Annotated in this window: 22 protein-coding genes and 2 pseudogenes; 8 read left to right on the forward strand and 16 right to left on the reverse strand. The window is 40.7% G+C overall.

Annotation, left to right across the window (positions count from 1 at the left end; translation table 11 throughout):
* Positions 1-87: 87 nt before the first annotated feature.
* The 5 genes from gyrA to FTU13_RS01410 all read right to left on the reverse strand — a co-directional run bounded on the left by gyrA (position 88) and on the right by FTU13_RS01410 (position 7,282).
* Positions 88-3,072: a DNA gyrase subunit A gene (gyrA, locus tag FTU13_RS01390; RefSeq protein ID WP_180126409.1), complete on the reverse strand. Its 2,985-nt coding sequence runs from the start codon at positions 3,070-3,072 to the stop codon at positions 88-90.
* Between the two features lie 290 nt (positions 3,073-3,362).
* Positions 3,363-3,995, reverse strand: a complete 633-nt coding sequence (locus FTU13_RS01395; protein WP_180126407.1) for a hypothetical protein — start codon at positions 3,993-3,995, stop codon at positions 3,363-3,365.
* 451 nt (positions 3,996-4,446) lie between these two features.
* A complete protein-coding gene (locus FTU13_RS01400; protein ID WP_180126405.1) occupies positions 4,447-5,379 on the reverse strand; it encodes an FAD-binding protein in 933 nt (310 codons plus the stop codon).
* A gap of 18 nt (positions 5,380-5,397) precedes the next feature.
* Positions 5,398-6,150, reverse strand: coding sequence for an electron transfer flavoprotein subunit beta/FixA family protein (locus FTU13_RS01405; RefSeq protein WP_180126403.1), 753 nt, complete (start codon positions 6,148-6,150; stop codon positions 5,398-5,400).
* 526 nt (positions 6,151-6,676) lie between these two features.
* A complete protein-coding gene (locus FTU13_RS01410) occupies positions 6,677-7,282 on the reverse strand; it encodes a LysE family translocator (RefSeq protein ID WP_180126401.1) in 606 nt (201 codons plus the stop codon).
* 113 nt (positions 7,283-7,395) lie between these two features.
* Here FTU13_RS01410 and FTU13_RS01415 point away from each other — a divergent pair, with 113 nt between their 5' ends.
* A complete protein-coding gene (locus FTU13_RS01415) occupies positions 7,396-7,890 on the forward strand; it encodes an Lrp/AsnC family transcriptional regulator (protein ID WP_078190405.1) in 495 nt (164 codons plus the stop codon).
* A 502-nt stretch (positions 7,891-8,392) separates the two neighbouring features.
* Here FTU13_RS01415 and FTU13_RS01420 read toward each other — a convergent pair.
* The 7 genes from FTU13_RS01420 to FTU13_RS01450 form a co-directional block, all read right to left on the reverse strand.
* Complete coding sequence (locus FTU13_RS01420; RefSeq protein WP_218948625.1) at positions 8,393-8,764, reverse strand: hypothetical protein; 372 nt, start codon at positions 8,762-8,764, stop codon at positions 8,393-8,395.
* Between the two features lie 279 nt (positions 8,765-9,043).
* On the reverse strand, positions 9,044-9,967 hold the full coding sequence (locus FTU13_RS01425; protein WP_180126399.1) for a tyrosine recombinase XerC: 924 nt from the start codon (positions 9,965-9,967) through the stop codon (positions 9,044-9,046).
* A 71-nt stretch (positions 9,968-10,038) separates the two neighbouring features.
* Entirely contained in the window at positions 10,039-10,884 is an 846-nt protein-coding gene (locus tag FTU13_RS01430) for an enhanced serine sensitivity protein SseB C-terminal domain-containing protein (protein WP_180126397.1), read from the reverse strand.
* Positions 10,885-10,969: 85 nt separating this feature from the next.
* Positions 10,970-11,815, reverse strand: coding sequence for a diaminopimelate epimerase (dapF, locus tag FTU13_RS01435; protein WP_180126395.1), 846 nt, complete (start codon positions 11,813-11,815; stop codon positions 10,970-10,972).
* Positions 11,816-11,828: 13 nt separating this feature from the next.
* Entirely contained in the window at positions 11,829-13,073 is a 1,245-nt protein-coding gene (gene lysA, locus FTU13_RS01440; protein WP_180126393.1) for a diaminopimelate decarboxylase, read from the reverse strand.
* Between the two features lie 24 nt (positions 13,074-13,097).
* The gene (locus FTU13_RS01445; RefSeq protein ID WP_373423566.1) at positions 13,098-13,307 is read right to left on the reverse strand and encodes a lipoprotein; all 210 of its coding nucleotides are present in this window, start codon (positions 13,305-13,307) and stop codon (positions 13,098-13,100) included.
* Positions 13,308-13,651: 344 nt separating this feature from the next.
* Positions 13,652-15,055: an amino acid permease gene (locus FTU13_RS01450; protein WP_078192075.1), complete on the reverse strand. Its 1,404-nt coding sequence runs from the start codon at positions 15,053-15,055 to the stop codon at positions 13,652-13,654.
* Positions 15,056-15,387: 332 nt separating this feature from the next.
* On the opposite strand from FTU13_RS01450, the gene FTU13_RS01455 reads away from it, so the two are divergent.
* The gene (locus FTU13_RS01455) at positions 15,388-16,749 is read left to right on the forward strand and encodes a sodium:alanine symporter family protein (protein ID WP_180126391.1); all 1,362 of its coding nucleotides are present in this window, start codon (positions 15,388-15,390) and stop codon (positions 16,747-16,749) included.
* Between the two features lie 240 nt (positions 16,750-16,989).
* Here FTU13_RS01455 and FTU13_RS01460 read toward each other — a convergent pair.
* Positions 16,990-17,346, reverse strand: a pseudogene (locus tag FTU13_RS01460) (hypothetical protein); the annotation flags it as partial.
* A gap of 185 nt (positions 17,347-17,531) precedes the next feature.
* On the opposite strand from FTU13_RS01460, the gene radA reads away from it, so the two are divergent.
* The 6 genes from radA (at position 17,532) to FTU13_RS01490 (ending at position 23,297) form a co-directional block, all read left to right on the forward strand.
* Positions 17,532-18,920: a DNA repair protein RadA gene (radA, locus tag FTU13_RS01465; RefSeq protein WP_180126389.1), complete on the forward strand. Its 1,389-nt coding sequence runs from the start codon at positions 17,532-17,534 to the stop codon at positions 18,918-18,920.
* A 123-nt stretch (positions 18,921-19,043) separates the two neighbouring features.
* Positions 19,044-20,045 (forward strand): Tim44 domain-containing protein, encoded by a 1,002-nt coding sequence (locus FTU13_RS01470; RefSeq protein ID WP_078192078.1) that lies wholly within the window; start codon positions 19,044-19,046, stop codon positions 20,043-20,045.
* 201 nt (positions 20,046-20,246) lie between these two features.
* Complete coding sequence (locus tag FTU13_RS01475) at positions 20,247-20,594, forward strand: hypothetical protein (RefSeq protein ID WP_180126387.1); 348 nt, start codon at positions 20,247-20,249, stop codon at positions 20,592-20,594.
* Position 20,595: 1 nt separating this feature from the next.
* Complete coding sequence (locus tag FTU13_RS01480) at positions 20,596-22,347, forward strand: PepSY domain-containing protein (protein ID WP_180126385.1); 1,752 nt, start codon at positions 20,596-20,598, stop codon at positions 22,345-22,347.
* On the forward strand, positions 22,344-22,682 hold the full coding sequence (locus FTU13_RS01485; protein ID WP_180126383.1) for a DUF3325 domain-containing protein: 339 nt from the start codon (positions 22,344-22,346) through the stop codon (positions 22,680-22,682). Before FTU13_RS01480 ends, FTU13_RS01485 begins: the two co-directional genes overlap by 4 nt.
* Before the next feature lie 102 nt (positions 22,683-22,784).
* The gene (locus tag FTU13_RS01490; protein WP_180126381.1) at positions 22,785-23,297 is read left to right on the forward strand and encodes a tetratricopeptide repeat protein; all 513 of its coding nucleotides are present in this window, start codon (positions 22,785-22,787) and stop codon (positions 23,295-23,297) included.
* A gap of 64 nt (positions 23,298-23,361) precedes the next feature.
* Here FTU13_RS01490 and FTU13_RS01495 read toward each other — a convergent pair whose 3' ends face one another.
* The 3 genes and pseudogenes from FTU13_RS01495 to FTU13_RS01505 form a co-directional block, all read right to left on the reverse strand.
* A complete protein-coding gene (locus FTU13_RS01495; protein WP_180074147.1) occupies positions 23,362-23,886 on the reverse strand; it encodes a cysteine peptidase family C39 domain-containing protein in 525 nt (174 codons plus the stop codon).
* A 160-nt stretch (positions 23,887-24,046) separates the two neighbouring features.
* Positions 24,047-24,676, reverse strand: coding sequence for a hypothetical protein (locus tag FTU13_RS01500; RefSeq protein WP_180093716.1), 630 nt, complete (start codon positions 24,674-24,676; stop codon positions 24,047-24,049).
* Positions 24,677-24,828: 152 nt separating this feature from the next.
* A pseudogene (locus FTU13_RS01505) lies at positions 24,829-25,770 on the reverse strand (DUF4424 family protein).
* Positions 25,771-25,779: the final 9 nt, after the last annotated feature.

The following is a 25,779-nucleotide window of genomic DNA, read 5'->3' on the forward strand; positions in this document are numbered from 1 at the left end:
GTCACTATTCTTGTTTATATAAATTTTTGTTAATACTATTCATCTATCAAAAAGGACGCCGTAGCGCCCTCTTTTCTCAATCTTCAATTAGTCTTCTTCAGGCTCATTGAGATCTGATTCATTGTCATTTTGATCAATAATCGTTGAGTCATCTACAAGCTGCTCAGTTTCGATTGCTTCCACTTCTTCAAAAGTTTCGTCTTCTTCAACTGCTTCGATCGCCACAACACCGACTAAGATTTCGCTTTCACCTAAACGGATCAAACGAACACCTTGAGCATTACGACCTGTTTGTGCCACTTCAGACGCACGTGTACGAACCAACGTACCGCCATCTGAAATTAACATTAGCTCTTTAGACGCATCAATCGCTACCGCACCAACAAGTTCACCGTTACGTTCAGATGTTTTAATTGCAATAACACCTTTACCGCCACGTTTCTTGGTTGGGAAGTCATCTACTGGTGTACGTTTACCATAACCATTAGCTGAAGCACAAAGTACTTCACCAGTTTCCGGAACAACTACCAATGACACTATACGGCTAATGAGAGCTGAATCAGAGGTATCGTCATCATCCGACTCGACATCCGCATCCTCAGCGTCTTCAGCTTGAGCTGCCGCACCAATGGTCACGCGCATACCACGGACACCTTTGGCAGAACGGCCCATTGAACGCACGTCAGTTTCTGCAAAACGAATGGCTTTACCTTCGTTTGAGAACAACATGATTTGTTGTTCGCCATCAGTAATAGCAACACCAATTAAGGTGTCATCACCATTGAGTTCAATCGCACGTAGACCGTTAGAACGAACATTCGAGAATTGTTCTAACTCAACACGTTTAATCGTACCGTATTCTGTTGCCATAAATACGTAGAAGTTTTTACGAACGGCTTCTGCTTGCTGTGCAAAGTCATTGATGATTTCATCATCAAGATCAGTCGTAGATAACTCTAGACCCAATTGTTTCAACTGAATACGAAGTGCGTCAGATAAATCATCTGCACCGTCTTCAGTCTCAGCAAGTGCAGCTTCTAAGCCTGCAAAATGACTGTTAATCACTTCATTGGTTTGTAGCTGTGCACTATTGGCTTTTACAAATGCTTTAAAGTCAGCCAAGCGTTCTTTAAATTTCTTCGGCGCATCAACCACAGGTAAAATAGCGGTGATGGTTTCGTTTTCATCTAATGGCAATAAGTTCACCATCGGACGACCTTTCGCACCACGAGAAGCTTGAGGTACTTCATACACTTTCAAACGATAAACTTTACCCACATTGGTAAAGCAAAGCACTGTTGCGTGGTTTGAAGTCACGATCAAATGTTGGATGTAATCGTCTTCTTTCATTGAAGTTGCAGACTTACCACGTCCACCACGACGCTGTGCAGCGTAGTCTGACAATGGTTGAGTTTTTGCATAGCCTGATTTAGAAACAGTTAGTACCATTTGCTCTTCAGGGATTAAATCTTCACGAGAGAAGTCGATACGTGATTCCACGATATCGGTACGACGTGCATCGCCATATTGTTGAAGGATTAAAGCCAATTCCTCTTTAATCACGTTCATCAACAAGTTGAAATCGTTCAAAATTGCCGTGTATTCAGCAATTTGACCAAGAATTTCTGTATATTCAGCTTGTAACTTGTCTTGTTCTAGACCAGTTAAGCGATGTAAACGAAGTTCTAAGATCGCACCTACTTGGGTTGGAGACAGACGATAAATATCACCTGTTAAACCAAATGGACGTGATGGATCTTCGCCTTCAATTTCATCTGGACGGACAGATACCGCACCCGCTTTTTCAAGCAATGCAACGACACCACCGCCTGCCCACTCGCCCGCTTGTAAACGTTCGCGCGCTTCGCTTGGATTTGCAGATGTTTTGATGGTTTCAATGATCGCATCGATATTTGCCAGAGCAACCGTCAAACCTTCTAAGATATGTCCACGTTCACGTGCTTTACGCAATTCGAACATGGTACGGCGTGTAACCACTTCCTGACGGTGACGGATAAACGCTGCAATAATATCTTTCAAGTTCATTAACTTAGGCTGACCATTATCGAGGCAGACCATGTTAATGCTGAATGAATTTTCTAATTGGGTATTTTGGAATAAGTTATTTACAATCACTTCAGCGTTTTCACCACGCTTCAAGTCAATTGCAATACGCATCCCTTCTTTATCTGATTCATCACGAAGTTCAGAAATACCTTCAAGTTTTTTCTCTTTGACCAACTCAGCAATACGTTCAATGGTTTTTGCTTTGTTAACTTGATAAGGAATTTCAGTGAAGACAATCGTGCTACGGCCCGATTTTTGGTCTTCTTCAATGTGATATTTACCACGGATGTGCAAACGGCCTTTACCAGTACGGTACGCATCGACAATGCCTGATTTACCGTAAATGATACCGCCTGTAGGGAAGTCTGGACCAGAAATATGTTCCATTAACCCTTCAATGCTGATGTGCGGATCGTTGGCATAAGCAAGACATGCATTAATGACTTCTGTCATGTTATGCGGAGCCATATTGGTTGCCATACCTACAGCAATACCAGCTACACCGTTAATCAACAAGTTAGGCACACGTGTTGGCATGACTTGTGGAATACGCTCAGAACCGTCGTAGTTGTCTTCCCACTCTACGGTATCTTTCTCAAGATCCGCTAAAAGTTCGTGGGTCAATTTACGCATACGAACTTCGGTATAACGCATTGCTGCTGCACTGTCACCATCGACAGAACCGAAGTTACCCTGACCATCAACCAATTGGTAGCGTAAGCTGAAATCTTGAGCCATACGAACAATAGTTTCGTATACAGCTAAGTCACCATGTGGGTGATATTTACCGATGACGTCACCGACTACACGGGCAGACTTTTTGTAAGCTTTGTTGTAGTCATTGCCCAATTCGTGCATTGCAAAAAGCACACGACGGTGAACAGGTTTGAGACCATCTCGGACATCTGGCAACGCACGTGACACAATCACGCTCATTGCATAATCGAGATATGAGCTCTTCAGTTCATCCTCAATGGCAATCGGTCTAATTTCCGATACGCTCATGCATACTCCTTGTTATACAAGCAGAATTCTGCCCGCATTTATATATCGTAAATCTGTAAAAATTAGTTCAAAAAACACTGAACCAATATCAAAAATCAAGTCGGACAGTATAGCATAAAAACCCTAATTTTTGTGCCAATCATCTTGCACTAGAACCATGATTTTTTGTATTTATTTTAAGCATTTTGATTTTATTTGCTGTGAAAAAAACCTCTAAGAATAGAGGTTGTTTAATGTTCAAAATATTTCTTCTCGAAGCTTCAAATTTAGACCCATAAATGTGATAAAAATCACTCTTTATGATATTGCATGACCTCTAATTCTTGAGGTACATGATCCTGCTGCATCCATGGGTATGCTGTTAAAAACAAACCTAAAATAAGCGGAAATTCATAAACTTCTTCGATGAAATCTTTACAAGCCAAATCATACAAAAATAAAAAACTAAGACTTCGACTATGCTCAACTGCATCAGAAATCAGTAAGCCCAATATCACCAAGCCGAATGGCCAAATTGGCAAAGCCAAGGTTTTTAGTTTATGTACAATTTCTTGACGCAAATAAGGCGAAAACAGCATAAAGACGACTGGTGCAATCATGAATACCGAAATTAAACGAAAATACGGTTTAGGCACATCAGGAAAATAGTCACGTCCCCAACTAATACTGCGACCAAATAGCAACAACCACCATGCGACAGCCCACAACCAAAATTGTTTCTTTCCATCTTGCATTTCAAGTGGTCGAATATAGAAAAAAGTATAAATCGCAAAAAACAGCAATAACAATGCTTGGACCGATTCAACTGCTGTAACAGTCATTCCATCAAATAAAGGAAAAGAGATACTTTGTAAAACAGGAAAAAGTAAACAGCAGATCATCAGCACCAATACACTGACTGGTAACTGAAAATCAAATTTCAAAGGGAGACTCCGCCTAAAGGGCAAGTTCAATAAAACAGCAATGTTAACACAAAATATACAATCCTTTAAGCTTGCTTTAAGTTTAAGATTCAAACTTGAAGGATAAATTTTTATTATTTTATTTTAAATCTTTGTATTTTTATAATTTATTTATCTCCATCCTATTACCAAGCGATTGCGCCTGCTTACTTACCATTTAAGTTTCAACATACGTTTAGCTTACGCTACAGTAGTGTCTAATACCAATAATAAGAAACACTATATGAATTTTGAACTACTAAACTAAGAATCCACTACCCTCATAAGCATGAAACATCTAACTGCAATTTATATATTTACATTTACGTATAATTAATCGATTAAACATAACCAAGAAGACCTACTAATTCTTCAAACAATAAAAACGCCCCTAAACCATAAGCTTAGGAGCGTCTTGAACTGTGTTCAGAAATTAGATTTTAGATACTAATTCTGGAACTACAGTGTTCAAGTCACCTACTAACCAGTAATCAGCTACTGAGTTAATTGGCGCTTCTTCATCTTTGTTGATCGCAACGATCACTTTAGATTCTTTCATACCTGCCAAGTGCTGAATCGCACCAGAGATACCTACAGCGATGTACAAGTCAGGAGCAACGATTTTACCTGTTTGACCCACTTGCATATCGTTTGGTACGAAACCAGCATCAACTGCTGCACGAGATGCGCCTTGCGCAGCACCAAGCTTGTCCGCTAATGGATCAAGAACAGTGTGATAGTTTTCACCTGAACCAACACCACGACCGCCTGAAACAACAATACGCGCAGCTGTTAATTCTGGACGTTCAGATTTCACGATTTCTTCAGAAACGAACTTAGAAATACCAGCATCACCAGTAGATGCAATAGCTTCAACTGCAGCAGAGCCGCCTTCGCTTGCAACAGCATCAAATGCAGTACCACGAACAGTCGCAACTACAACAGACTCGCCAGACTCTACAGTTGCAATCGCGTTGCCTGCATAGATTGGACGTTTGAAAGTTTTAGGACCTTCAACAGCAATGATGTCAGTGATCATGCTTACGTCAAGTAGCGCAGCAGCACGTGGAAGTACGTTTTTGCCCGTTGTCGTAGAAGCAGCAAGGATGTGAGTGTAACCCGCACCGATAGAAGCAACTAATTTAGCAACGTTTTCAGCCAATTGATTAGCATAAGCAGCGTCGTCAGCAAGTAATACTTTGCTTACACCCGCAACTTTAGCTGCTTGGTCTGCAACTGCTTGAGCGCCTGAACCAGCTACTAATACAGTGATATCACCACCGATTTTTTGCGCTGCAGCAACAACGTTAAGAGTTGCACCATTTAGTGCTTTGTTGTCGTGCTCAGCGATAACTAAAATACTCATGATTTTTATCCTTCTGTATTAGATCACTTTCGCTTCGTTTTTCAATTTATCTACAAGCTCGTCTACAGACTTCACTTGTACGCCCGCTTTACGTTCTGCAGGAGCTTCAACTTTAACAGTTTTAAGCTTAGTCGCAGGTGAAACGCCATAATCAGCAGGTGACTTAGTATCAAGCGGTTTTTTACGCGCTTTCATGATGTTTGGAAGAGCAGCATAACGTGGCTCATTCAAACGCAAGTCAGTAGTGATAATTGCAGGAAGTGCAAGTTCAACAGTTTGTAAACCACCGTCAATTTCACGAGTCACTTGTACTTTGTCGCCTTCAACTTTAACTTCTGAAGCGAAAGTACCTTGGCCAGCACCTAAAAGCGCGCCAAGCATCTGACCAACTTGGTTAGAGTCGTCATCAATTGCTTGTTTACCAAGAAGGATCAATTGAGGCTGTTCAGCTTCAACGACACCTTTTAGGATTTTTGCAACTTCAAGTGCACCTAACTGGCTGTCGTCAGCTTCAACAAGGATACCGCGGTCTGCACCAAGCGCCATAGAAGAACGGATTTGTTCTTGAGCTTCTTTAGGACCAATAGAAACAACAACGATTTCTGAAACAGTTCCTTTTTCTTTTAAACGAACCGCTTCTTCCACTGCGATTTCACAGAATGGGTTAATTGACATTTTAACGTTCGTTAAGTCAACACCACTGTTGTCCGGCTTAACGCGAACTTTAACGTTGGCATCAACCACACGTTTTACAGCAACAAGAGCCTTCATGTAATCCTCGGCTGTTTTAGCAAATGTAAATGTTGAGAAAAGTTATATTAACTCTTCACTTTAAATTTTTTAGGTGCCCTATCTTGCAATGTGTACGGCATTTCGGTCAAGTCACAATTATCGAAAGACCTGTAAAAAAGCGTAATTTCCTTGAACTTATCGTTCACATTTTTTAGAGAATGGTTCAGTTATCCAAAAAAACGCATTATTCAGTTATTTTTTAAGCATTGATTTTTATTATTTTTTACTTGATTTAGCTCATCAAAAGATCTGATTTAATATCAATTTTCGATCAATCTTTCTGAAATAGAGCTTTCCCTCTACACATTCGGCAACATATCTAAACTTGTCATTTAAGATAGAAGCATAATGAATTTAGCGTTCATTTCACTTTTCTGAAGCTAATTGGCGTGTTTTTCTCCTGTTCTTATTCTTAATATCTGCCGATATTCAGCACATATAAAAAAACCTCCGCTTCCACGAAGGTTTTAGTTAAGGCATTTATTTCTATTTACATTTACTGTTTTTAATTGGCAATTAACCATGTCGCAGCAAAAGCCAATAAACCGCCTGATGTACCATCGATCCACTTTTGTTTGCGTTCATCAATTTGAGTTTTTTGTGTAATACGTGCAAAGACCACACTTAAACTACAATACACCACAAAAATCAGCCCAATAAAAATGAAGGACAAAATCAAACCTTGACTCACGGTACTCGCTGATTTATTGATAAATTGCGGCAAAATTGCAAAATATATCAACATTCCTTTCGGGTTCAGTAAAGCCGTAAAAAAGCCTTTTTTAATCGGGTTGGACGCTGACTTTTTCTCAATACTTAATTTTTTACTGCTAAATACTGAACGCAGTAAATGCGTTGCCAAATATAAAAGATAAGCAATCCCCAACCAGCGGATTGTTTCAAACAGTAGTGGAAATGACACGATAATCGCAGCAATACCCAATGCCACCAAAATCGAGTGAACCAAGTAACCTGAGCATACCCCCACTGTTGCCATCATGCCTGCTTTTGCATCCTTACCCATCACTTGTGACAGGATAAAAAGCATATCGGGTCCTGGTGTGAAAATAAGGGGAATTACCGTTAAGGCAAACAAAGCAAATACAGACATTTCAATTTTCCCTTTCTATGTCCTGAAAGTGAAATTAGTATGTTTGAATCGCTTTAAAATAGGATATCAAATATTCTATAATAGATATTATTTTTAGAATTATATTCTATTTTATGAAGACATCTTCTAAGTCAATTCTAGTTAAACTAGATCGTATTGATAAGAATATCATTCGCGCACTTCAAAATAATGGCCGCATGCAAAATAATGACTTAGCCAAGGAAATTGGACTCTCGCCTTCTTCTTGTTTACGTCGGGTCAAATTACTCGAAGAAGCAGGTGTGATTCAGAATTACACCACCGTGGTCGATCCACAAAAGATTGGCTTTCAATTGATTTTATTCTCTCGTATTTGGCTGACTGGGCAAGATGCTGAAACAATCGATACTTTTATCGAAGCGATGAAAGAACTTCCTCAAGTCATGGAGTGCTACATTATTTTGGGTGAGTGCGATGCAATGCTCAAAGTAGTGGTGCCTGACCTAGAAAGTTACCGTAAATTTCAGTCTACTCACTTAACCAAGAAAAATGGCATCACCAGTGTAAAGACTGATTTACCTAGCCAAATCATTAAACAAAGCTTCCAGTTACCGTTAGAAGATTTATAACCACACAATCAATCTGCCAAGGAACAACTCAAGCATCAGAAACGACGAGGCTGATACTACAAGCTTGGCAATGTAGTGACGGACTACCTTCACAGCCTCGAATGCAAATACCTAGCTATGCGGTATTTCATTATATTTTAAGCAAAGAAAAATAATAATTTGCGGCAAATGAACGAACACAATCTAAGGAACCTTTGAGGTTAATTTCTTAAACAAGAATACAACTGATTGGATTTACAGGCTCTCGCTATTAAAACTAAGCGAATTGATTACTGAACAGCAAAATGGGTTTACATTTAGAGATTTTGTTTAGCATCATAAGTTTTGCAAAGACGTCCACTAGCTTATCTCAAATGTTTATTTGAAAGCTTAAAACCAAACGAGGTAGACACTTTAACGCTCTGCTCATAAGCATCACAACATGTCATGGTGCGGGTGATATAAGGGCTAAACATCCAAAACCAATGAAGATAGCCCATGAGTTGTTTATTTGACCAATGGTTTAAGCTGGCTGATTTTCCAAAAAGTCACGATGGATATGGCTTAGGTCAATAAGTTCATACTTTGCCAAATTAAAAATACGCCAAATGGTGAGGGCATCTTCTTTACTGTCAAATTTCGCAGTTGCTTTATTGGTAAGCTGCCATTGTTTATCCGAAATCCAAATAAAGTATTGGCCCGTCTTCGCATTAAACGCCTGAACTTTACCATCGGCATTAATCCCTTGTAGCTGCGCACCTTCAGGCAATACAGCTTCTACTTCAGGCAAACTGATTTCAACAAAGTGTTTGATCTGGCGTAAGCCGTATCCTGCAAAAATTTCTTTTTGCTGACCATTTAACTGGTCATATTTTTCTTGAATATCTGAAATCATGGTATGGCCTATATATTTTTAACGGTACAGCAATTTAGTAAATGGCGAATTTCACTTCAGCACTTACGTCAATTCAATAATGGACAATTTTTATACCCGATAATTTGAATTTTTATAATGCGACAATAGTTCAAAATGTCGGTCAATTTTACCAATATTTTTTCACATCCTTATTTAATTTTCATGAAGTAGACCACTTTAGGATACAAAATGTGAAATCTAGCCTGTAAATTTAAGCAAAATTTAGACCACTGAGTACCAAAGTCGTTTTTGCAATTGTTACGAATCTTTATGCTGTGCCCTTGGATGGGCCTGATCATAAACTTGTGCCAATCGATCAAAATCCACATGGGTATAAATTTGTGTAGTGGTTAAATTACTATGCCCCAACATTTCTTGTACAGCACGCAAGTCACCGCTATTGGACAACATATGGCTAGCGAAGCAATGTCGTAATAAATGCGGATGTAAATCGACATTTACACCTGCACGTCGAGCTTGAAATTTAACTCGATTTTCTATTTGTCTTACCCCCAGTGGATTACCTTTTTGAGTGATAAAAACTTGGGCTTCTGGGACAAAATCACCATGCCATGCAGGATATAATTGCAACCAATGCATCACAGCCTCTTTGGCTTTAAAACCAAAAGGTACAATGCGCGTTTTATTCCCTTTACCCGTAATACGTAACAGTTGGCGATTAAAATCAATATCTCGAATGGTTAAGCCCTGCACTTCAGCCAAACGTAAACCACTTGAATATAGCAGCTCCAAAATCGCTTTATCACGTATCCAAAGCTGCCGTTGAGTTTCACTTTCTGGCTCAGGCTGTTCCATGATTTGTTTAATGGTTTCAATATCGACCAATCCAGGTAAAGGACGTGATTGGCGTTTGAGCTGAAAATCATCTGCAGGATTAAAATTGAGATAATTTCCTTGTTCTGCCCATTTCATAAATTGGCGTATCGAAGATAAGATGCGCTGCAAACTACTTGGACTGAGCTGAAACTGTTCCACTTTATGAGCAACAAATTCACGCAGATCTGACTTTTCAACATCATGCAGTGGCAAGTTGCGTATTGTACAAAATTGGAGAAAATCACTGACATCACGCTCATAGGCTTGCAAGGTATGTTTAGACTGATTTTGAATTTCACGTTCCTTCAACCACATAGCCAGTAGTTGACTCTGATCCATCGTCATCTGTCTTCTCCCATTTCAACATGTGCTTTAGCGTTGTGGTACGTTCTCTAAAGCGATCTTACATATCTGTTTTATGAAAAGAGTCTAGCAAAGAACCCCTTAGGCTTACCATCAACACGTTGGTAAAAAGCTTGCGTTTCATTAAGCAAATACCCTTCTACACCATCCACACTGTGCGGATCGACATGGATTAAATCCACTGGGCATTGCTCTTTTAAACTGTCCTGTGTGATACGACCAATTTTACTGTGTAAATCTTGAATTTGTTGTTCAGATAATCCTGCTTCTAAATCTAGTCCGATCAGCAAAGTTGGTGAATCATCTCGAACTTTATTCAGCATTTGCGCCAAATAAGCAGCTTTTACCACGCGCTCTGTGCCGAAAAAAATACTTAATTGATCAATCATAAACTGCGGATATTCTGCCGGCTGACCAATTAAAACTTCCGTATCTTCCGTAACTTCATAGTTTTCTGAGGGCTGAATATACTGCCCGTTCAGCAAATGTTGAATTTCTTCTGGTACAAAGTCCTTCGTCGCATCAGGTGTTTGTGGATTCAATACAAGCCTTGCCCCCATGTTCATTTCAAATAATGCCTTGGTTAGTAGCCGGATATGCGACTCCTCTTCAGATATTGCCAACCGCATTTTTTCCAAAGAAGTAAAGAACGGGATGAAGCAATCATAAGTTTCATCTTCCCATGATTTCAATTGAACACTGTCGCCTTCATCCAAGATCAAAGCTTCGGCAATACGTGAATCACGTCCCCCTGTTTTTCCCACACAATACACATTGGCCGCTAATAATTGAGCTAAAAATTCGGGTCGATACGCGGGTTCATGTAAGGCTTTATGAAAAAGTTGTTCTAAGATTTCTTCTTTTATTTCTTCGTTTATTTGTTCGTTTATTTGTTCCATGTTGACTACAATCCCATTGAATTATAATTTTTTATTCACTTTTTATTTTATGAAAAAAAGCCCTGAATGAATCAGGGCTTTGATTTTAACCTTGGAAGTAGCTTAAATCTAAGCGTCCTTCGTAAACTGTTGCAGTTGGTCCAGTCATCCAGACTACACCACCTTCTTGCCACTCAATTTGCAGCTTACCACCTGCCAACTCTATTTCGACCGAATTGGCTAATAAACCACGACGCATACCTGATACTGCCGCTGCACAAGCACCTGTACCACAGGCCATCGTTTCACCGACACCACGTTCAAATACACGTAAGCGTGCATGTTTCTCATCCACGATTTGCATAAAGCCAGCATTTACTCGCTGTGGAAAACGCTCATGCGATTCGACTTGTGGACCAATTTTAGCGACGTCTGCAGTAATAACGTTAGGAACGATCGTTACTGCATGCGGATTACCCATACTCACTACATCAATGGTGAGCTGTTCATTATTCGCCAATGCAATGTCGTATAAGTTATCAGGCTCTTCCGCAATAAATGGAATTTCATGCGGCAAAAAGCGAGGATAACCCATGTTAACGCGCACCCAACCATTTGCACCTAATTCAGGCTCTACGATACCTGACTTGGTTTGTACTTTGATTTTGGTTTTGCTGGTCAACTTACGTTCATGCACAAAGCGCGCAAAACAACGTACGCCATTACCGCATTGTTCAACTTCAGAACCATCTGCATTAAAAATACGATATTTAAAATCGACGTTGGGTAAATCAGGTGGCTCTACAATCAAAAGCTGATCAAAACCAATACCAAAATGACGGTCGGCCAAACGCTGAATCGTCACTGTATCTAAATAAGCCCGTTGGCTAATTAGATCGACCACCATAAAATCATTGCCAAGGCCATGCATTTTGGTAAATTCTAATAACATCTCGAATTTCTCCTTAAGGCAATAAACGTTCACGTTCCCATAATGATTCGATGGTTTCACGCTCACGAATCAAATGAGACTGATCACCGTCAACCATTACTTCAGCAGCACGTCCGCGGCTGTTGTAGTTTGAACTCATGACAAAACCATAAGCACCCGCACCCAATACTGCAAGCACGTCATTTTCTTGAATCGCCAACTGACGTTGCTTACCGAGGAAATCACCGGTTTCGCAAATCGCGCCAACAACATCCCAGTCTTTCTTTTCTGTATCAGTACGAGGCGTTACTTCCTGAATATCCATCCATGCTTCATATAAAGCGGGACGGATTAAGTCGTTCATTGCGGCATCAATAATGGCAAAATTACGATGATTGGTCGGTTTGAGCAAATCAACTTTAGTTAACAACACCCCTGCATTTGCAGAAATACTACGCCCCGGTTCCATATACACCTTAAGGCCTAATTTTTCTAATGCCGGACGCATTGCCTGAGCATATTCTTCAACGGTTGGCGGAACTTCGTCTTTGTACGTTACGCCTAAACCACCACCAATATCGATGTGTTTTAGATGAATACCCATCTCTTTCAGTTGATTGATCATCACAATGACACGATCAAGTGCATCAACAAAAGGCTGAGTTTCAGTCAACTGTGAGCCGATATGACAATCAATCCCGATAATCTCAAGATTTGGCAATGATGCCGCATAAGCATAAGTTTCAAAAACACTGTCTGAAGGAATGCCGAATTTATTTTCTTTTAAACCCGTAGAGATATAAGGATGGGTTTTAGCATCCACATCTGGATTTACACGCAATGAAATCGGTGCTTTCTTACCCATTGCCGCAGCAACTTTTTGGATTCGATCCAACTCTGCATGTGATTCAACGTTAAAACATGCAATACCCACGTCCAACGCTTTTTGGATATCGGCTTCAGTTTTACCCAAACCAGAGAATACAATTTTAGAAGCTTCACCACCGGCTTTTAATACACGTGCGAGTTCACCACCCGTCACGATATCAAAACCAGCGCCCTGCTTGGCAAGTACGTTTAACACCGCAAGATTAGAGTTTGACTTTACCGCAAAACAAATTTGATGGTCGATAAAGCTAAATGCACGATCCATATCTGAATAATGCTTTTCAAAAGTAGCTTTTGAATAAACATAAAGCGGTGTGCCATATTGCTGTGCAAGCTGTTGTAAAGAACATTGCTCTGCATGCAATACCCCATTCGTACGGGTGAAACTCATGAAAGTATCCTTTCTATAAAAGCATTAAGGTGTAGGGTTAGAATTTGAAGATTCCGATTCAGTTGGAACAGAATCCGCTTGTTTTTCCTGCTTTTGCTGTGCAGGCGTATCTGGATAAATCAGATATTTTGCGCGCTTATCTGCATTTGCATCTGAAGGTAAATGCAATGCACCAGACTGACCACAAGCGGTCAGCAGCACAGCACTTGCTAATACAATAATTTTATAATTCATAAAACGATACATAAACGTACCTAATGAAAAGATTTTTCCGAGTATAACGTGATCAACCCGCGGATAAAAGAAAAGCCCTGTAAATCCAAGTGAGCTTTTTGCCATTCTGCACTAAATTTAAGCAAAATTTGATGGTGCTGTTTTCAATCCTTATTTGTCTATATTTCTAGCTCGATCAGGCTATTGATTTCACTGAAATAGCTTATCAATTTGAATGCTGTTTAATACAAATCGAAACGCTAATAAACAGTCTGTTTTAACTTAAAATAAGTCCATATCCAAATAAAAAAGCTGCCCCCTCAGGAGCAACTTTTTATGTTTTTACATCAGATCAAAAATGTAAATTAATGGTGCTTTTTCTTATAAAAACCAAAATAACCAATAATCAAAATGATGAACCAAATTGGGCTCACCATGAGCGCTTTCATGGTATCTGCTTCTAGCGACAAGACATAAATCATGCCGATGAAGAAGATAATCACAAGCCAGCAAGTATATAAGCCACCTGGTAATTTAAAGGTTGATTTCGCATGCAGCTCAGGACGAGTTTTATAGTAAACGATATAGCTCCAGATAATCATGAGCCATACGCAAATAAATAAAATCGTAGAAAGTGTGGTTGCTAATGTAAAGGCTTCAACAGTGTTCGGTACGAAATACTGTAATGCAGCACCTAACAACAAACAAACTGCCGAGAAATATAACGCATTTGCCGGAACTGCACGTGAGTTTAGACGGCCAAACGCTTTTGGACCTTGCTCTTCACGAGATAAACCAAACAACATACGTGAAGTCGAGAACACACCACTATTCATCGATGACATAACTGATGACAACACAACCAAGTTCATAATAATCGCAGCAGCAGCAATACCGGCTTGGCTAAACAAGTTCACGAATGGTGAAATGCTTGGGTCAATGGCATTCCATGGCGTAACGGACATCACAATCACAAGTGCCAGCACATAGAAAATAATGATACGAATCGGAATCGAGTTCACAGCTTTAGGCAAGTTGTGTTCTGGATCTTTGGTTTCTGCTGCCGTAGTACCCACGAGTTCTACGCCGACAAAGGCAAAAATGGCGATCTGGAAACCTGCCAAGAAGCCAGTTACTCCTGTTGGGAATAGACCACCATGTGACCATAAATGTGTGAATGATGCGATTTCACCTGTCGATGAGGTAAAACCGGTAAAGATCATCCAAAGACCGACACCAATGAGCACCACGATTGCAATAATTTTAATCAGTGCAAACCAAAACTCTAATTCACCAAAAAGTTTAACCGTAACAAGGTTTAAACCCATGATAAAAACAATGGCGGCAACACTGATCATCACCCCTTCTTCGGGCGAGAACGGGTTACCTCCATTAAAGAATTGCAGGTAATAAATAATGGCCGATAAATCTGCAATCCCTATAGTGATCCAGCACAGCCAATAGGTCCAACCCACAAAATAACCTGCCCACGGGCCGATTAAGTCGGTTGCAAAATCGATAAAAGATTTATATTCAAGATTTGATAGTAATAACTCGCCTAATGCACGCATGACGAGGAAAACCATAAAACCAATAATCATATAGATAATAAGGATGGACGGACCAGCTAAACTGATGGTCTTTCCTGACCCCATAAATAAACCTGTACCAATCGCACCACCAATCGCAATCAATTGCAGGTGTCGGTTGGACAAGCTTCGTTTCAAATCGCCGCTATCAGCGTGCGATCCATGAATTTCATTTGACATTATTTAATTCAACTTCGCGTTCCAATTGCGACAAATTAACGTAAAAATTTCAGAAAATACAAAATTATTTCTCATCATCTATATTTTCGGATTAAGTGACAAAGTTAATTTATTTTTCTTATATATAAAAATCTTAGCGCCAGTTCACATTTTAAAGCGACCAATAAAACAACAATTTACTTGTAATAACTTAAATTTTATGCAAAAAATATTTTACCAACGATAAAAATTTATGCCAAAAATCATGGAAGTTTCTAACAATGGCATATCAATTGCTACAGATATCAAAAATGTAGCATTCACTCACTCAGGGCCGATAAGAAGAAGATACTATGCAAGAAATTCAAAATATCATGGAAACACTCAGTGGATGGGTCTGGGGTCCATACATGTTGGTCCTCATTGTTGGAACAGGTGTATTCCTCACCTTCCGACTGCTTTTCTGGCAATTTCGCATGTTGCCTTTCGCATTCAAACAAGTCTTTGGCAAGCATCCTAAAGCCGATCATCATGATGGCGATATTTCTCATTTCGCCTCACTTATGACCGCACTTTCTGCCACCATTGGTACAGGTAATATTGCCGGTGTAGCCACCGCTTGTGTGCTCGGTGGTCCGGGCGCAGTGTTTTGGATGTGGATAACCGCGCTTTTTGGTATGGCAACCAAATATGGTGAAGGTGTACTCGCTGTAAAGTTTCGTCATAAAAATGAAAATGGCGAAATGAACGGTGGTCCGATGTATTACATCGAACGTGGACTTGGGCCTAAGTGGAAATGGTTGGCAGTGGTATTTGCCCTATTTGGTACTTTGGCATCCTTTGGTATTGGGAGCTCAGTACAGTCCAATACTGTCGCGCTTGCTGTGCAAAACAGCTTAGGGATCAGCACACTCACCACTGCAATCGTCATCACCATATTCTCTGCCCTCGTTATTTTAGGCGGCATCAAATCCATTTCTAAAGCCTCTTCATTTATTGTTCCAATTATGGCGGTAGGTTATGTATTGGGTGGCTTAATCATTATTTTCACCAACCTTGAATTGGTGATCCCTGCACTAAAAATGATCTTTAGCTATGCATTTACGGGCGAAGCTGCTGCGGGTGGTGCGATTGGTGCTGCGATTCGTTATGGTGTGGCACGTGGTGTATTCTCTAATGAAGCAGGTATGGGCTCAGCACCTATTGCCGCTGCGGCTGCAAAAACTGACCACCCAGCACGTCAAGGTCTTGTCTCTATGACAGGTACGTTCTTAGACACCATCATTGTTTGCTCAATTACAGGTATCGTACTGGTGATGGGCTTCATCATGGCAGGACAAAGCTTTGGTGATCAAACGGGTGCCGTACTGACGATTAGTGTTTTTGACAAACTACTTCCGGGCTTCGGTGGTTGGGTCGTGACTTTCGGTATTATTTTCTTCGCTTATTCAACCATTCTGGGTTGGAGCTATTATGGTGAAAAATGCTGTACATACCTCTTAGGTGAAAAGTCAGTACTGATTTATCGCTTAATTTATATCGCATCAGTCTTTGTCGGCTGTGTCGTAACACTCGATCTCGTTTGGTTATTTGCCGATACCTTTAATGGTTTGATGGCTGCACCAAACTGTATTGCACTGTTATTGCTCTCAGGCATCATTGTGAAAGAATCAAAAGATTTTATTGAACGTCGTAAATCAGGTGAATTGTACTAATCCCCTGCTAAACAAAAAGCCACGTGAATTCACGTGGCTTTTTTATTCGGACTGAAAATTGATATTTACTTATTGAATCGTGCCAATTTGACCATCATCAAATTTGTCGTTTTTCGTCTTGCTTTCATTAGCCGCTTCATCTTTTGGATCTAATTCAGCATCTTCAATAAAGCCTTCACCAAATTGGTCACCAAACTCATTTTCAGCATATTCAGAATCTACAGCACTGGCTTCCATCAGATCAGCTTCGATTTCTAGAGCAATTTCCAAAGATAAAGAAAAGAACAATACCCCCTGAATTTTCATGTTCCCTTGTTCATCTTCAAGATATTCACTGAGGGTTTTATATGCAGGGCTGCTTTCATCAAAAGGTACGTCAAGGTATAAATCACCTGTATAGCTATCGATTAAAGACTCACCTTCTAGCCCCATACAAGGGAAATAGTCGATATTTTGCAGATCAAACCAGTGCATAACATCATTACGCACTGTATTTTTTTCAGGATGTTGATGATCATATTCTTCAAAATGCACAAATAACACATCACGATTTTTTTCACGTGCGATGGCATCGATATGTCGTAATAGTTCAGTCATGTGGTGACCCATTTCAAAAAATATAATGCGCTATTATAAAGTGCTTACTATGTAAAAGTGCAGCTCTTGAAAATAAAACGACATCAATTGACCTTCATCAGTCATTTCATGCGATAAAAACTTGGTTTTTCGATGTATTCACCGCTATGCTGTGACTCAATTTGAGTTTGTGCACAGTAAATATTATGGCGAAAGCAAAAAGTGTCTATCGATGTGAACAATGTGGTGCTGATCATCCCAAATGGGCCGGTCAATGTACCGAATGTGGTGAATGGAATTCATTAGTCGAAGTCAGTATTGCACCCGCTGTTACACACCGTGCACAGCCTAAAATGGGCGGTGGCTATGCAGGTCAAGCCGCTGCTGTGACTACCTTAAATCAAGTTTCCGTTTCGCATGAAACTCGAATGGCAACAGGTATTGGTGAATTTGACCGTGTGCTCGGTGGTGGACTGGTCACAGGTTCAGTTGTGCTGATTGGTGGTGACCCCGGCATTGGTAAATCCACTATTTTGCTACAAACTGCAACCTATATGGCGGCGAGTAAAAGTTCTGCCTTATATGTCACAGGTGAGGAATCTTTGTCTCAGGTAGCTCTTCGTGCCCAGCGCCTAGATTTGCCGAACGATCAGCTCAAAGTCATGGCAGAAACCTGTGTCGAGCGTATTTGTGAAGTATTGGCACATGAACGCCCTGCCGTTGCCATTTTAGATTCGATCCAAACCCTATACACCGAGACACTCCAGTCTGCGCCGGGCGGTGTTTCCCAAATTCGTGAATCGGCTGCACTCCTGACCCGCTTTGCCAAAAATAGTGGTACTGCACTGTTTATTGTCGGTCACGTAACGAAAGAAGGTTCTTTGGCAGGCCCTCGCGTGCTTGAGCATATGGTCGATTGTGTTTTGTATTTTGAAGGTCAGTCTGACTCGCGCTTCCGTATGATTCGTGCGGTGAAAAACCGTTTTGGTGCGGTCAACGAGCTTGGTGTATTTGGCATGACCGATAAAGGTCTGCGCGAGGTATCAAACCCATCCGCTATTTTCCTTAGTCGTTATGATGAAGCCATTCCGGGCTCTATCGTCATGATTAGCCGTGAAGGCACACGTCCACTTTTAGTTGAAGTTCAGGCTTTGGTAGATGATGCGCACGGACAACCTCGACGCGTGGCCTTAGGTTTAGAACAAAACCGTTTAAACATGCTTTTAGCCGTTATGCACCGTCATGGTGGCGTACAAACCGCAGGACAAGATGTCTATGTCAATGTCGTCGGTGGTTTAAAAATCACAGAAACAGGTTCTGACCTTGCGGTACTTTTAGCCTGCGCCTCTAGCTTAAGAGCTAAAGCCCTGCCACAGCATTTGGCAGTATTTGGTGAAGTCGGCCTTTCAGGCGAAATCCGCCCTGTACCCAATGGACAAGAACGACTCAAAGAAGCCATTAAGCATGGTTTTAAAACCATTATTTTACCGCGTGGGAATGCACCGCAAAAACCGATTTCAGGTGTAGAAATTATTTCTGTCGCACGTTTACATGAGGCGTTGAGTCAGGCAATTACACTTACCGATGAGTCTTAGTCACGTTGAATCGTTTATTTTGAATGAATTTTCAATTTTTTACCGATATTCTATTGAAATTCAGTACAAATGGCGGCATAACTAGATGGCTATTTTAAATTTATATAGATATAGGAAAATTTGATGGAAGTTCGACAGCGTGGTTTGATGACTGCTCTTTTAACAGCAGCCCTTTTGGTAGCGCCGATTGCAGAAGCGAAACGTGCCGGTGGTGGTAAAAGCCATGGTATGAGCCGTCAAGCTGCTCCAACTCAGTCTTATCAGCAACCTCGTCAATCTGCTCCTGTTCAACAGCCTGCAACTGCTGGCGCTCCAGCAAAATCTGGCTCGAATGTGGGCGGAATGGTTGCTGCTGGTGTGGCTGGTGCTGCTATTGGTGCAGTCGCTGCAAATGCGATGGCCGATGACAATAACGGTCAAGCAGCTTCTGAAGCGCAAGCTCAACAACAGGAAGAGAAAGGTGGTATTCCAGGATGGATCTGGATTTTACTTGCCGCTGCTGTTGCCTTCTTCATTTTCCGTAAGATGGGCGCAAAAAAAAAACTAGCCGCTAACAATCCGTATGCGCCAAACAGTGGTGCAAACAATGCACCGTTTGGCCAGCAAAATGCTGCACCTCGTGCAGGCAATGACAATACGAATATTTTTGGTAATTCTGTAGGCGGTAATTCAGCAGCTTCAAATGCTCCATTTGGTGCAGCTGCTGCAACGAACGCGCCTTTTGGTGCCGCTTATACTAATAGCGGTAATCAATTGCCTGATGGTACAGAACCAGCAACATTCTTACGTGTTGCACGTCAGCGTTTTAACCACATTCAATCGATGAATACGGCAAGCAACATTTCTGAAATTCAGCGTTACTTAACGCCTGATCTTTACCAGTCTATGTATAACGACATTATGGCGAATAAAGATGAAGATGTTGCTGAGTTTTCTAACTTAAATGCTATGGTGGTCGATTCTGCTAACGAAAATGGTCAATACGTTGTAAGTGTGCGTTTTACAGGTACGGTAAGTGAAGACTTAAATAGTTTGCCACAGCCATTTGCTGAAGTATGGCATTTTGTTAAACCTGCGGGTTCTGATCAAGACTGGTTAGTTGCAGGCATTCAACAAGAGCAATAATGTAGACACATAAGCATTCTTGCATTGTAAAATAGCGACTTCGGTCGCTATTTTTTTGCCTTTATTTCCCCTCTTTTAAATCAATTTCTACTCAGCATGCTGAAATATCAATAATTTTGTGAATACATTATTCTAATTATTAATAATAATTGTTATCATTTAGATTAACTTTAATACAATTTCCAAGCGCTTAAGTATTTTATGAATAGCTCACCACCTGAGGCACTTGTGACACCCCTCACATCTGCGCTGCCTAAAACGCGTAAAGATACTCCTTCTCTATTGACCTATCGCTTGATGATTTTCTATCGCTTTGCCCTCGCTTTAGTGGGCGGATATGTTGTCGCGATGCTATCTGCCATCGTAATCGCAGATGTATTTAGCGAAGACCGTGGAAGTGCAGCCATGAGTGCAACTTTAATTGCATTTATCCTGTGGAGCTGTGCATTCATTTGGGTCTTTATGGTGAATAAAACCCTCAAAGCAACTTTAGGCATTGTGATCCCTGCGTTGTGTTTGTATGCCATTTACATGATGATGGGAAGCTAAAATGCGTGTTGATGCAAAAGTAGAGGGACCTCGCCAGTCCATGTCTTGGCTGCATACATGGGCTAGCCTAATCTTAGGTTGGTTGCTGTATGCTATTTTCCTGACCGGAACCCTGAGCTTCTTTAAAAATGAAATCAATGTTTGGATGACACCTGAGCTGCATCAATCTGTTCCAGCCAGTTCACAAGTCCAACAAACTCAAGTCGCACTGAATTATTTACAGCAAAATCATCCGAATGCAGGTGCTTGGAATATTTTGCTGCCGAATACACGTCAAAATACCACCTTAATTACCGTTCGTGAACAAGGTGAAGACCCTCGTGCACGCCGTGGTGGTAAACAAATTTACATTGATAGTGCTACAGGTGAAGTGCTTGAGCCGCGCGATACACGTGGTGGTAATTTTCTTTATCGTTTCCATTTCGAACTATATGGCATGCCACGTATGTGGACGCGATGGTTTATCGGGATAGCGACATTGTTGATGTTAGTCGCCATCATTAGTGGTGTGATTACTCATAAAAAAATCTTTAAAGATTTCTTTACCTTCCGTTCAGGCAAAGGACAACGTTCTTGGCTCGATGCACATAATGCAACCGCAGTATTTGCGCTCCCATTCCACATCATGATTACCTTTAGTGGCCTGTTGCTGCTGTTATTTACGATCATGCCTTGGGGGATTGAACGTATTTATGAAAACCGGGGACAATTTTTACAAGAACAAAATCGTGCTTTGGTTCAAGAAAATAAACCTGAAGGACGTGAATCTGCTCAAGGACGCGAAGAACGTGGCGAACGCCCACAGCAAGCCCGTGCCAATTCTGCACAAAACCCAGGTGAAAATCGTGCTGAGGGCCGTGGTGAAGGTCGAGGAGATCGTCGCTCTAAACGTCAAGAACAACCTATCGTTGCTGCGCCGTTGACCAACTTAGCACCAATCGTGACTGCGGTTCAGGCTGAATGGAAAACTAATCCTATTAGTACCGTTAGCATCATTGCACCGAATACAGACCAAGCTAAAATTGAACTACGTGCCTTACATGGTGAAAGTGTTGCATATCGAAATGTCTATGCAAGTAAACAATTTGATGGCGTAACTGGCAAAGACTTAACTGACGAAAGTGCCAAGTTAAAGCACCCTTCTGTACCGATGGGTATTTACAATGTAGTGACCACGCTACATGAAGCACGCGGTGTAGACGTAGCTCTACGTTGGCTGCTGTTTATTTCAGGGATTGTAGGCACCCTGATGGTCGCTACAGGTCTCATTCTGTGGTGTGTAAAACGTGCGCCGCAACAGCAAAAACAAGGCTTTAAATCATTTGGCTACCGCACGGTTGAAGTGACCAATATTGCAGCGATTATTGGTTTACCTATTGCCTGTGCAGCATTTTTCTATGCCAACCGTTTTATTCCCGCACAGCTTGAAAACCGTTCGGAATTAGAAATTCGTAGTTTCTTTATTGTTTGGCTACTGACGCTCGTTTATGCGATTTTCCGTACGCACCGTCAAGCGTGGCTAGAACTTTTAGCTTTTGCCACAGCAATTTTTGCCTTACTGCCGATTGTAAACTTCATGACTGGTGGTCAAGCGCTTTGGAATACCATGGCAAATGGCCAATGGATGATTGCATCCTTTGATCTTGCAATGTGGCTATTAGCTGTTTTTTTTGCCTATTCATTTTACAAAGTGAAAAAGCATAAAGGGCTGCCTGTTAAAAAAGCACTTGCCACGAAGGAGGTTGAAGCATGATGTTCTTTCTCCTGATTTGGGCACTGAGTAGCTTAGGTTTTTTTGCCTTGGCAAGCAGCATGTCTAAACATCAAAAGCAGTTCTACAGCAAAGAACTAAGTGTGGGCCAAACACGGATAGCCACGCTAGTCGGCTGGGCGCTATTGATTATTGCCTTGATAATTTGCCTCTCTCTTGGAACGCCGAGCAATGACATCAGTTATTGGTTTGGCGCTCTGACTATTGCGGCTTTATTTGTCGGGCTATGTATTAGTTATATCGCTGAATACTTTTGGAAAATTATTGGTGCATTGGTTGTCGTATTTGTATTGTCAGCAGTGTTTCTTAAATTTTAATTCATTAGACAACCATCTCTAAACATTGAAAGCCAATCTTCGGATTGGCTTTTTTCATGCCAACCGATTAGGCTATGCCTATTCTGCTCTTTTGGATTACACATGTCTGAACTTTCGATCTCTCCTGCTTTATATAACCGTGCCATGGCAGGCAATAAAGATGCTCAATTTGAACTGGCTGAAATTTATATGCAAAGTGAAAATGATGAGCATGTTGAACTTGCTGAAGAATGGGCACTCAAAGCAGCTCAATTAGGTCATGTAGAAGCCATGTATTGGCTGGGTGAAGGCTATGCAGTCTATGCCAAAGACATGCTCGAAGAAGATCCTGAAGAATCTAAAACCTATTTTGAGCATGCGCACCGCTGGTTAGAACAAGCGTCAAAACATGACCATCCTGCTGCAATTTTAGAATTGGCCAATTTTTACCGTCGCGGCGATGTGGTGGAAAAAGATATCGCTAAATCCATTGAACTAGTTGAACAATCTGCAAAATTAGGTGAAGTTCAGGCCATGCGTGACTTAGCCTTTATTTATGCCAATGGCTTAGGCATCGACGCTGATGAAAAAAAAGCAGATTTTTGGAATGAAAAAGCCGATGTGGCTGAGCAGTAATCCAATTTTTTTCTAAAAAATAAAGCCCATCTCATGATGGGCTTTTTGCTTTTAACAAAATGGCTCAGCTCGCCACATAGTCATTTACATCTACAGTAATCACTTGTCGGCAAATGCCCTCTGCCCCACGCTGCTGTTCAAATACGTCTGCTGGCATGACATCAAAACTGTCAAAGAAACTAATTTCAGTTTCGTCAATGTCATATACCAAAGAATGGTTCCCCACGCCCTCTAGAGTATCGTAATACACAATCACAAACTGATTTTGTTCAAAAGCCTGCTGAATTTGTGCATAGCCAATTGCAGGCAATATAGACAGTTCCAATTGGTCTGCTTCTGCATAACTGCGTTTTTCACTGTCCTGCAGCTCAGGATCATGCTCTGTGTAAAACTTGACTTGAAAGCCAAACTTTCTCAGTCCTACAGCTAAACCAATGGTGGTTGTGCCATGCTCTGCCTCATAGCCGCAGACTTCGACCAACTGTTGAACATCCGCATCAATGCCTAAATGCTGCAACAGCATCCATACTGCAAAAATGCCGCCATTGGCTTCAAGATTGGCTAATTCTTCAGGCATTTCCAAAGACATAATAAGAACTCACAACTTAAATCTGCAGTGATAATAAACAAATCAGCGCGATTTGTACGGCAATTTTTATAAACATAGTTATGCCGCATCAAAAAAAATTTATCCCTAGTGCAGAAGTTTTTTAGGACGAAGATGTTTACTCCATATCAGGTTTAGCTTTTTACACCTTTGCCTTAGGCTTAGTCTTACTTTTTTTAGCGGTCTTAGATTCTTTCGAATCAGAAAAGGCATCCCACAGCAAAATGACAACGATAAGAACTAAAACCAAGGACAGCATTTGAAGGCCGTAAATCAGCCATGCAAACCCTGAATTACGAAGTTCAAAATAGTCTTGGTTAAGAAAAAATCGTGATTGATTCGGATTTTGAGTATTTACATACACTGAATACTGCTGCTGATGTATTGCATGCTCAGTTTTGAGTGCTGCTCTGACTTTTAAATCCTGCGACGTTTCAAGAAACCAAAGCATATATTGCGGGTCAAGTTTATCTGCAACACCTGTACTTATTTGCTCATTCAGCATGTATTGGTATTGCGCTCGCGTATACGCATATTGCAGTGAACGCCTGTGCCTATAATCATCAATTTCAACTTGATTAATCTGAACCTGATCTGCCAAAATCCAGTTGGGATGAGTCAGTTGAAATTCTTTAATTTGTAAAAAACTTGAACTAAAAAATATGGCTAAAACAGTGCTATACAAAACAATAAAACTGAGGCCATGACACAACCAGCTCCATGATTTTTTGCTGATAAATCTAAATACTGCATACAGCAAGCCGTACAACATTATTGAAAACAGCAACAAATGCCATTTGTCATTTTCATAGAAAAAAGTATAACAACCATATAAACAGGCACACATTCCCAAGAAATATGCAGCATATGATTTAAATTTTTCTAGGCTCATTACTTTGGTTATATATCTTGCTGGATTGTGTCTTATGACGGACGTTTACTCACAAAAATAATGTCCAAATCTTGTTTCGGTACAAAATTCTTTTCAACCATTTGAAACTGCGTAGCGCTGATTTTCTTCACTTTACCTGCCCAGCAAAAAGAAACCAGCTCTCCTGCATCACGCTCGATAGTCAGTTTAAAATCTTGAATAGGCTTTGCCCAATTGGCGCCAGTTTTTAAGATATAGCCCAGTGCTTGAAATGGTGCATGCTGTGATTTGGCCTTTCTGAGTCCTGCCTTAAACTTTTGATCCATACAATAACTTTAATTATATTCATCCGGATATAAAGCCACAGACCCGCCCACCAGCGGTGCATATTGATGCTGTACACGTGTGAGCGCATTGGCTTTAAAAGTTTGCTTCCAGCTGTAAATTACCTGAGATGACCATGAAATGACTTCACTCGGATCTTTGGGCAAAACTTTTTGCAGCGCTGCATTTTTACAGTTTCTAAGCTTTCTCTCAAAAGTTTCATATTCAACATCTTGCCTGCTCCACGGATTCAGCATGTCTTTTTCCGTAAACCCGCATTGCTTAAAACTCTCCGTCATATCAATCAGGGCTGTTTTTTCATCTTTTTGAATAAAAGTGCGCACATGCATTTCAGGCTGAATCATTTTTCCATTCACCTGAACTTTAAAACTTTTTAGCAATTTTTCAGTATTGGCAAAATCAGATTCAAAGAAGTTTTCAACTTTTGGCAGTGGAAAGAGTATGGTTTCAGTCACGTCTTTATTGCTCAGATTTTTAAACTGATAATCGACCTTGATCATTTTTTTACTAATAAATAGGTCTTCACTGAACATTTGAATGTCTTTATTTTTAAGGTACTGCACCCCTCCCGTTGCCACATAGCCTGTTGAATCATTGGCATATGTTAGTGCTGAAAAACACAAGCATATGAATGCAGTTAATTTTTTCATTATTAGCTT

This window comes from Acinetobacter sp. YH12064, assembly GCF_013419735.1.
Classification (GTDB): domain Bacteria; phylum Pseudomonadota; class Gammaproteobacteria; order Pseudomonadales; family Moraxellaceae; genus Acinetobacter; species Acinetobacter amyesii.

What these genes read in the sequence shown, in the direction of transcription:
- gyrA (WP_180126409.1), bottom strand. Translation starts at nt 3,072, where the DNA reads ATGAGCGTATCGGAAATTAGACCGATTGCCATTGAGGATGAACTGAAG.
- FTU13_RS01400 (WP_180126405.1), bottom strand. Translation starts at nt 5,379, where the DNA reads ATGAGTATTTTAGTTATCGCTGAGCACGACAACAAAGCACTAAATGGT.
- FTU13_RS01405 (WP_180126403.1), bottom strand. Translation starts at nt 6,150, where the DNA reads ATGAAGGCTCTTGTTGCTGTAAAACGTGTGGTTGATGCCAACGTTAAA.
- FTU13_RS01410 (WP_180126401.1), bottom strand. Translation starts at nt 7,282, where the DNA reads ATGTCTGTATTTGCTTTGTTTGCCTTAACGGTAATTCCCCTTATTTTC.
- FTU13_RS01415 (WP_078190405.1), top strand. Translation starts at nt 7,396, where the DNA reads ATGAAGACATCTTCTAAGTCAATTCTAGTTAAACTAGATCGTATTGAT.
- FTU13_RS01420 (WP_218948625.1), bottom strand. Translation starts at nt 8,764, where the DNA reads ATGATTTCAGATATTCAAGAAAAATATGACCAGTTAAATGGTCAGCAA.
- FTU13_RS01425 (WP_180126399.1), bottom strand. Translation starts at nt 9,967, where the DNA reads ATGACGATGGATCAGAGTCAACTACTGGCTATGTGGTTGAAGGAACGT.
- FTU13_RS01430 (WP_180126397.1), bottom strand. Translation starts at nt 10,884, where the DNA reads ATGGAACAAATAAACGAACAAATAAACGAAGAAATAAAAGAAGAAATC.
- dapF (WP_180126395.1), bottom strand. Translation starts at nt 11,815, where the DNA reads ATGTTATTAGAATTTACCAAAATGCATGGCCTTGGCAATGATTTTATG.
- lysA (WP_180126393.1), bottom strand. Translation starts at nt 13,073, where the DNA reads ATGAGTTTCACCCGTACGAATGGGGTATTGCATGCAGAGCAATGTTCT.
- FTU13_RS01445 (WP_373423566.1), bottom strand. Translation starts at nt 13,307, where the DNA reads ATGAATTATAAAATTATTGTATTAGCAAGTGCTGTGCTGCTGACCGCT.
- FTU13_RS01450 (WP_078192075.1), bottom strand. Translation starts at nt 15,055, where the DNA reads ATGTCAAATGAAATTCATGGATCGCACGCTGATAGCGGCGATTTGAAA.
- FTU13_RS01455 (WP_180126391.1), top strand. Translation starts at nt 15,388, where the DNA reads ATGCAAGAAATTCAAAATATCATGGAAACACTCAGTGGATGGGTCTGG.
- radA (WP_180126389.1), top strand. Translation starts at nt 17,532, where the DNA reads ATGGCGAAAGCAAAAAGTGTCTATCGATGTGAACAATGTGGTGCTGAT.
- FTU13_RS01470 (WP_078192078.1), top strand. Translation starts at nt 19,044, where the DNA reads ATGGAAGTTCGACAGCGTGGTTTGATGACTGCTCTTTTAACAGCAGCC.
- FTU13_RS01475 (WP_180126387.1), top strand. Translation starts at nt 20,247, where the DNA reads ATGAATAGCTCACCACCTGAGGCACTTGTGACACCCCTCACATCTGCG.
- FTU13_RS01480 (WP_180126385.1), top strand. Translation starts at nt 20,596, where the DNA reads ATGCGTGTTGATGCAAAAGTAGAGGGACCTCGCCAGTCCATGTCTTGG.
- FTU13_RS01485 (WP_180126383.1), top strand. Translation starts at nt 22,344, where the DNA reads ATGATGTTCTTTCTCCTGATTTGGGCACTGAGTAGCTTAGGTTTTTTT.
- FTU13_RS01490 (WP_180126381.1), top strand. Translation starts at nt 22,785, where the DNA reads ATGTCTGAACTTTCGATCTCTCCTGCTTTATATAACCGTGCCATGGCA.
- FTU13_RS01495 (WP_180074147.1), bottom strand. Translation starts at nt 23,886, where the DNA reads ATGTCTTTGGAAATGCCTGAAGAATTAGCCAATCTTGAAGCCAATGGC.
- FTU13_RS01500 (WP_180093716.1), bottom strand. Translation starts at nt 24,676, where the DNA reads ATGTTGTACGGCTTGCTGTATGCAGTATTTAGATTTATCAGCAAAAAA.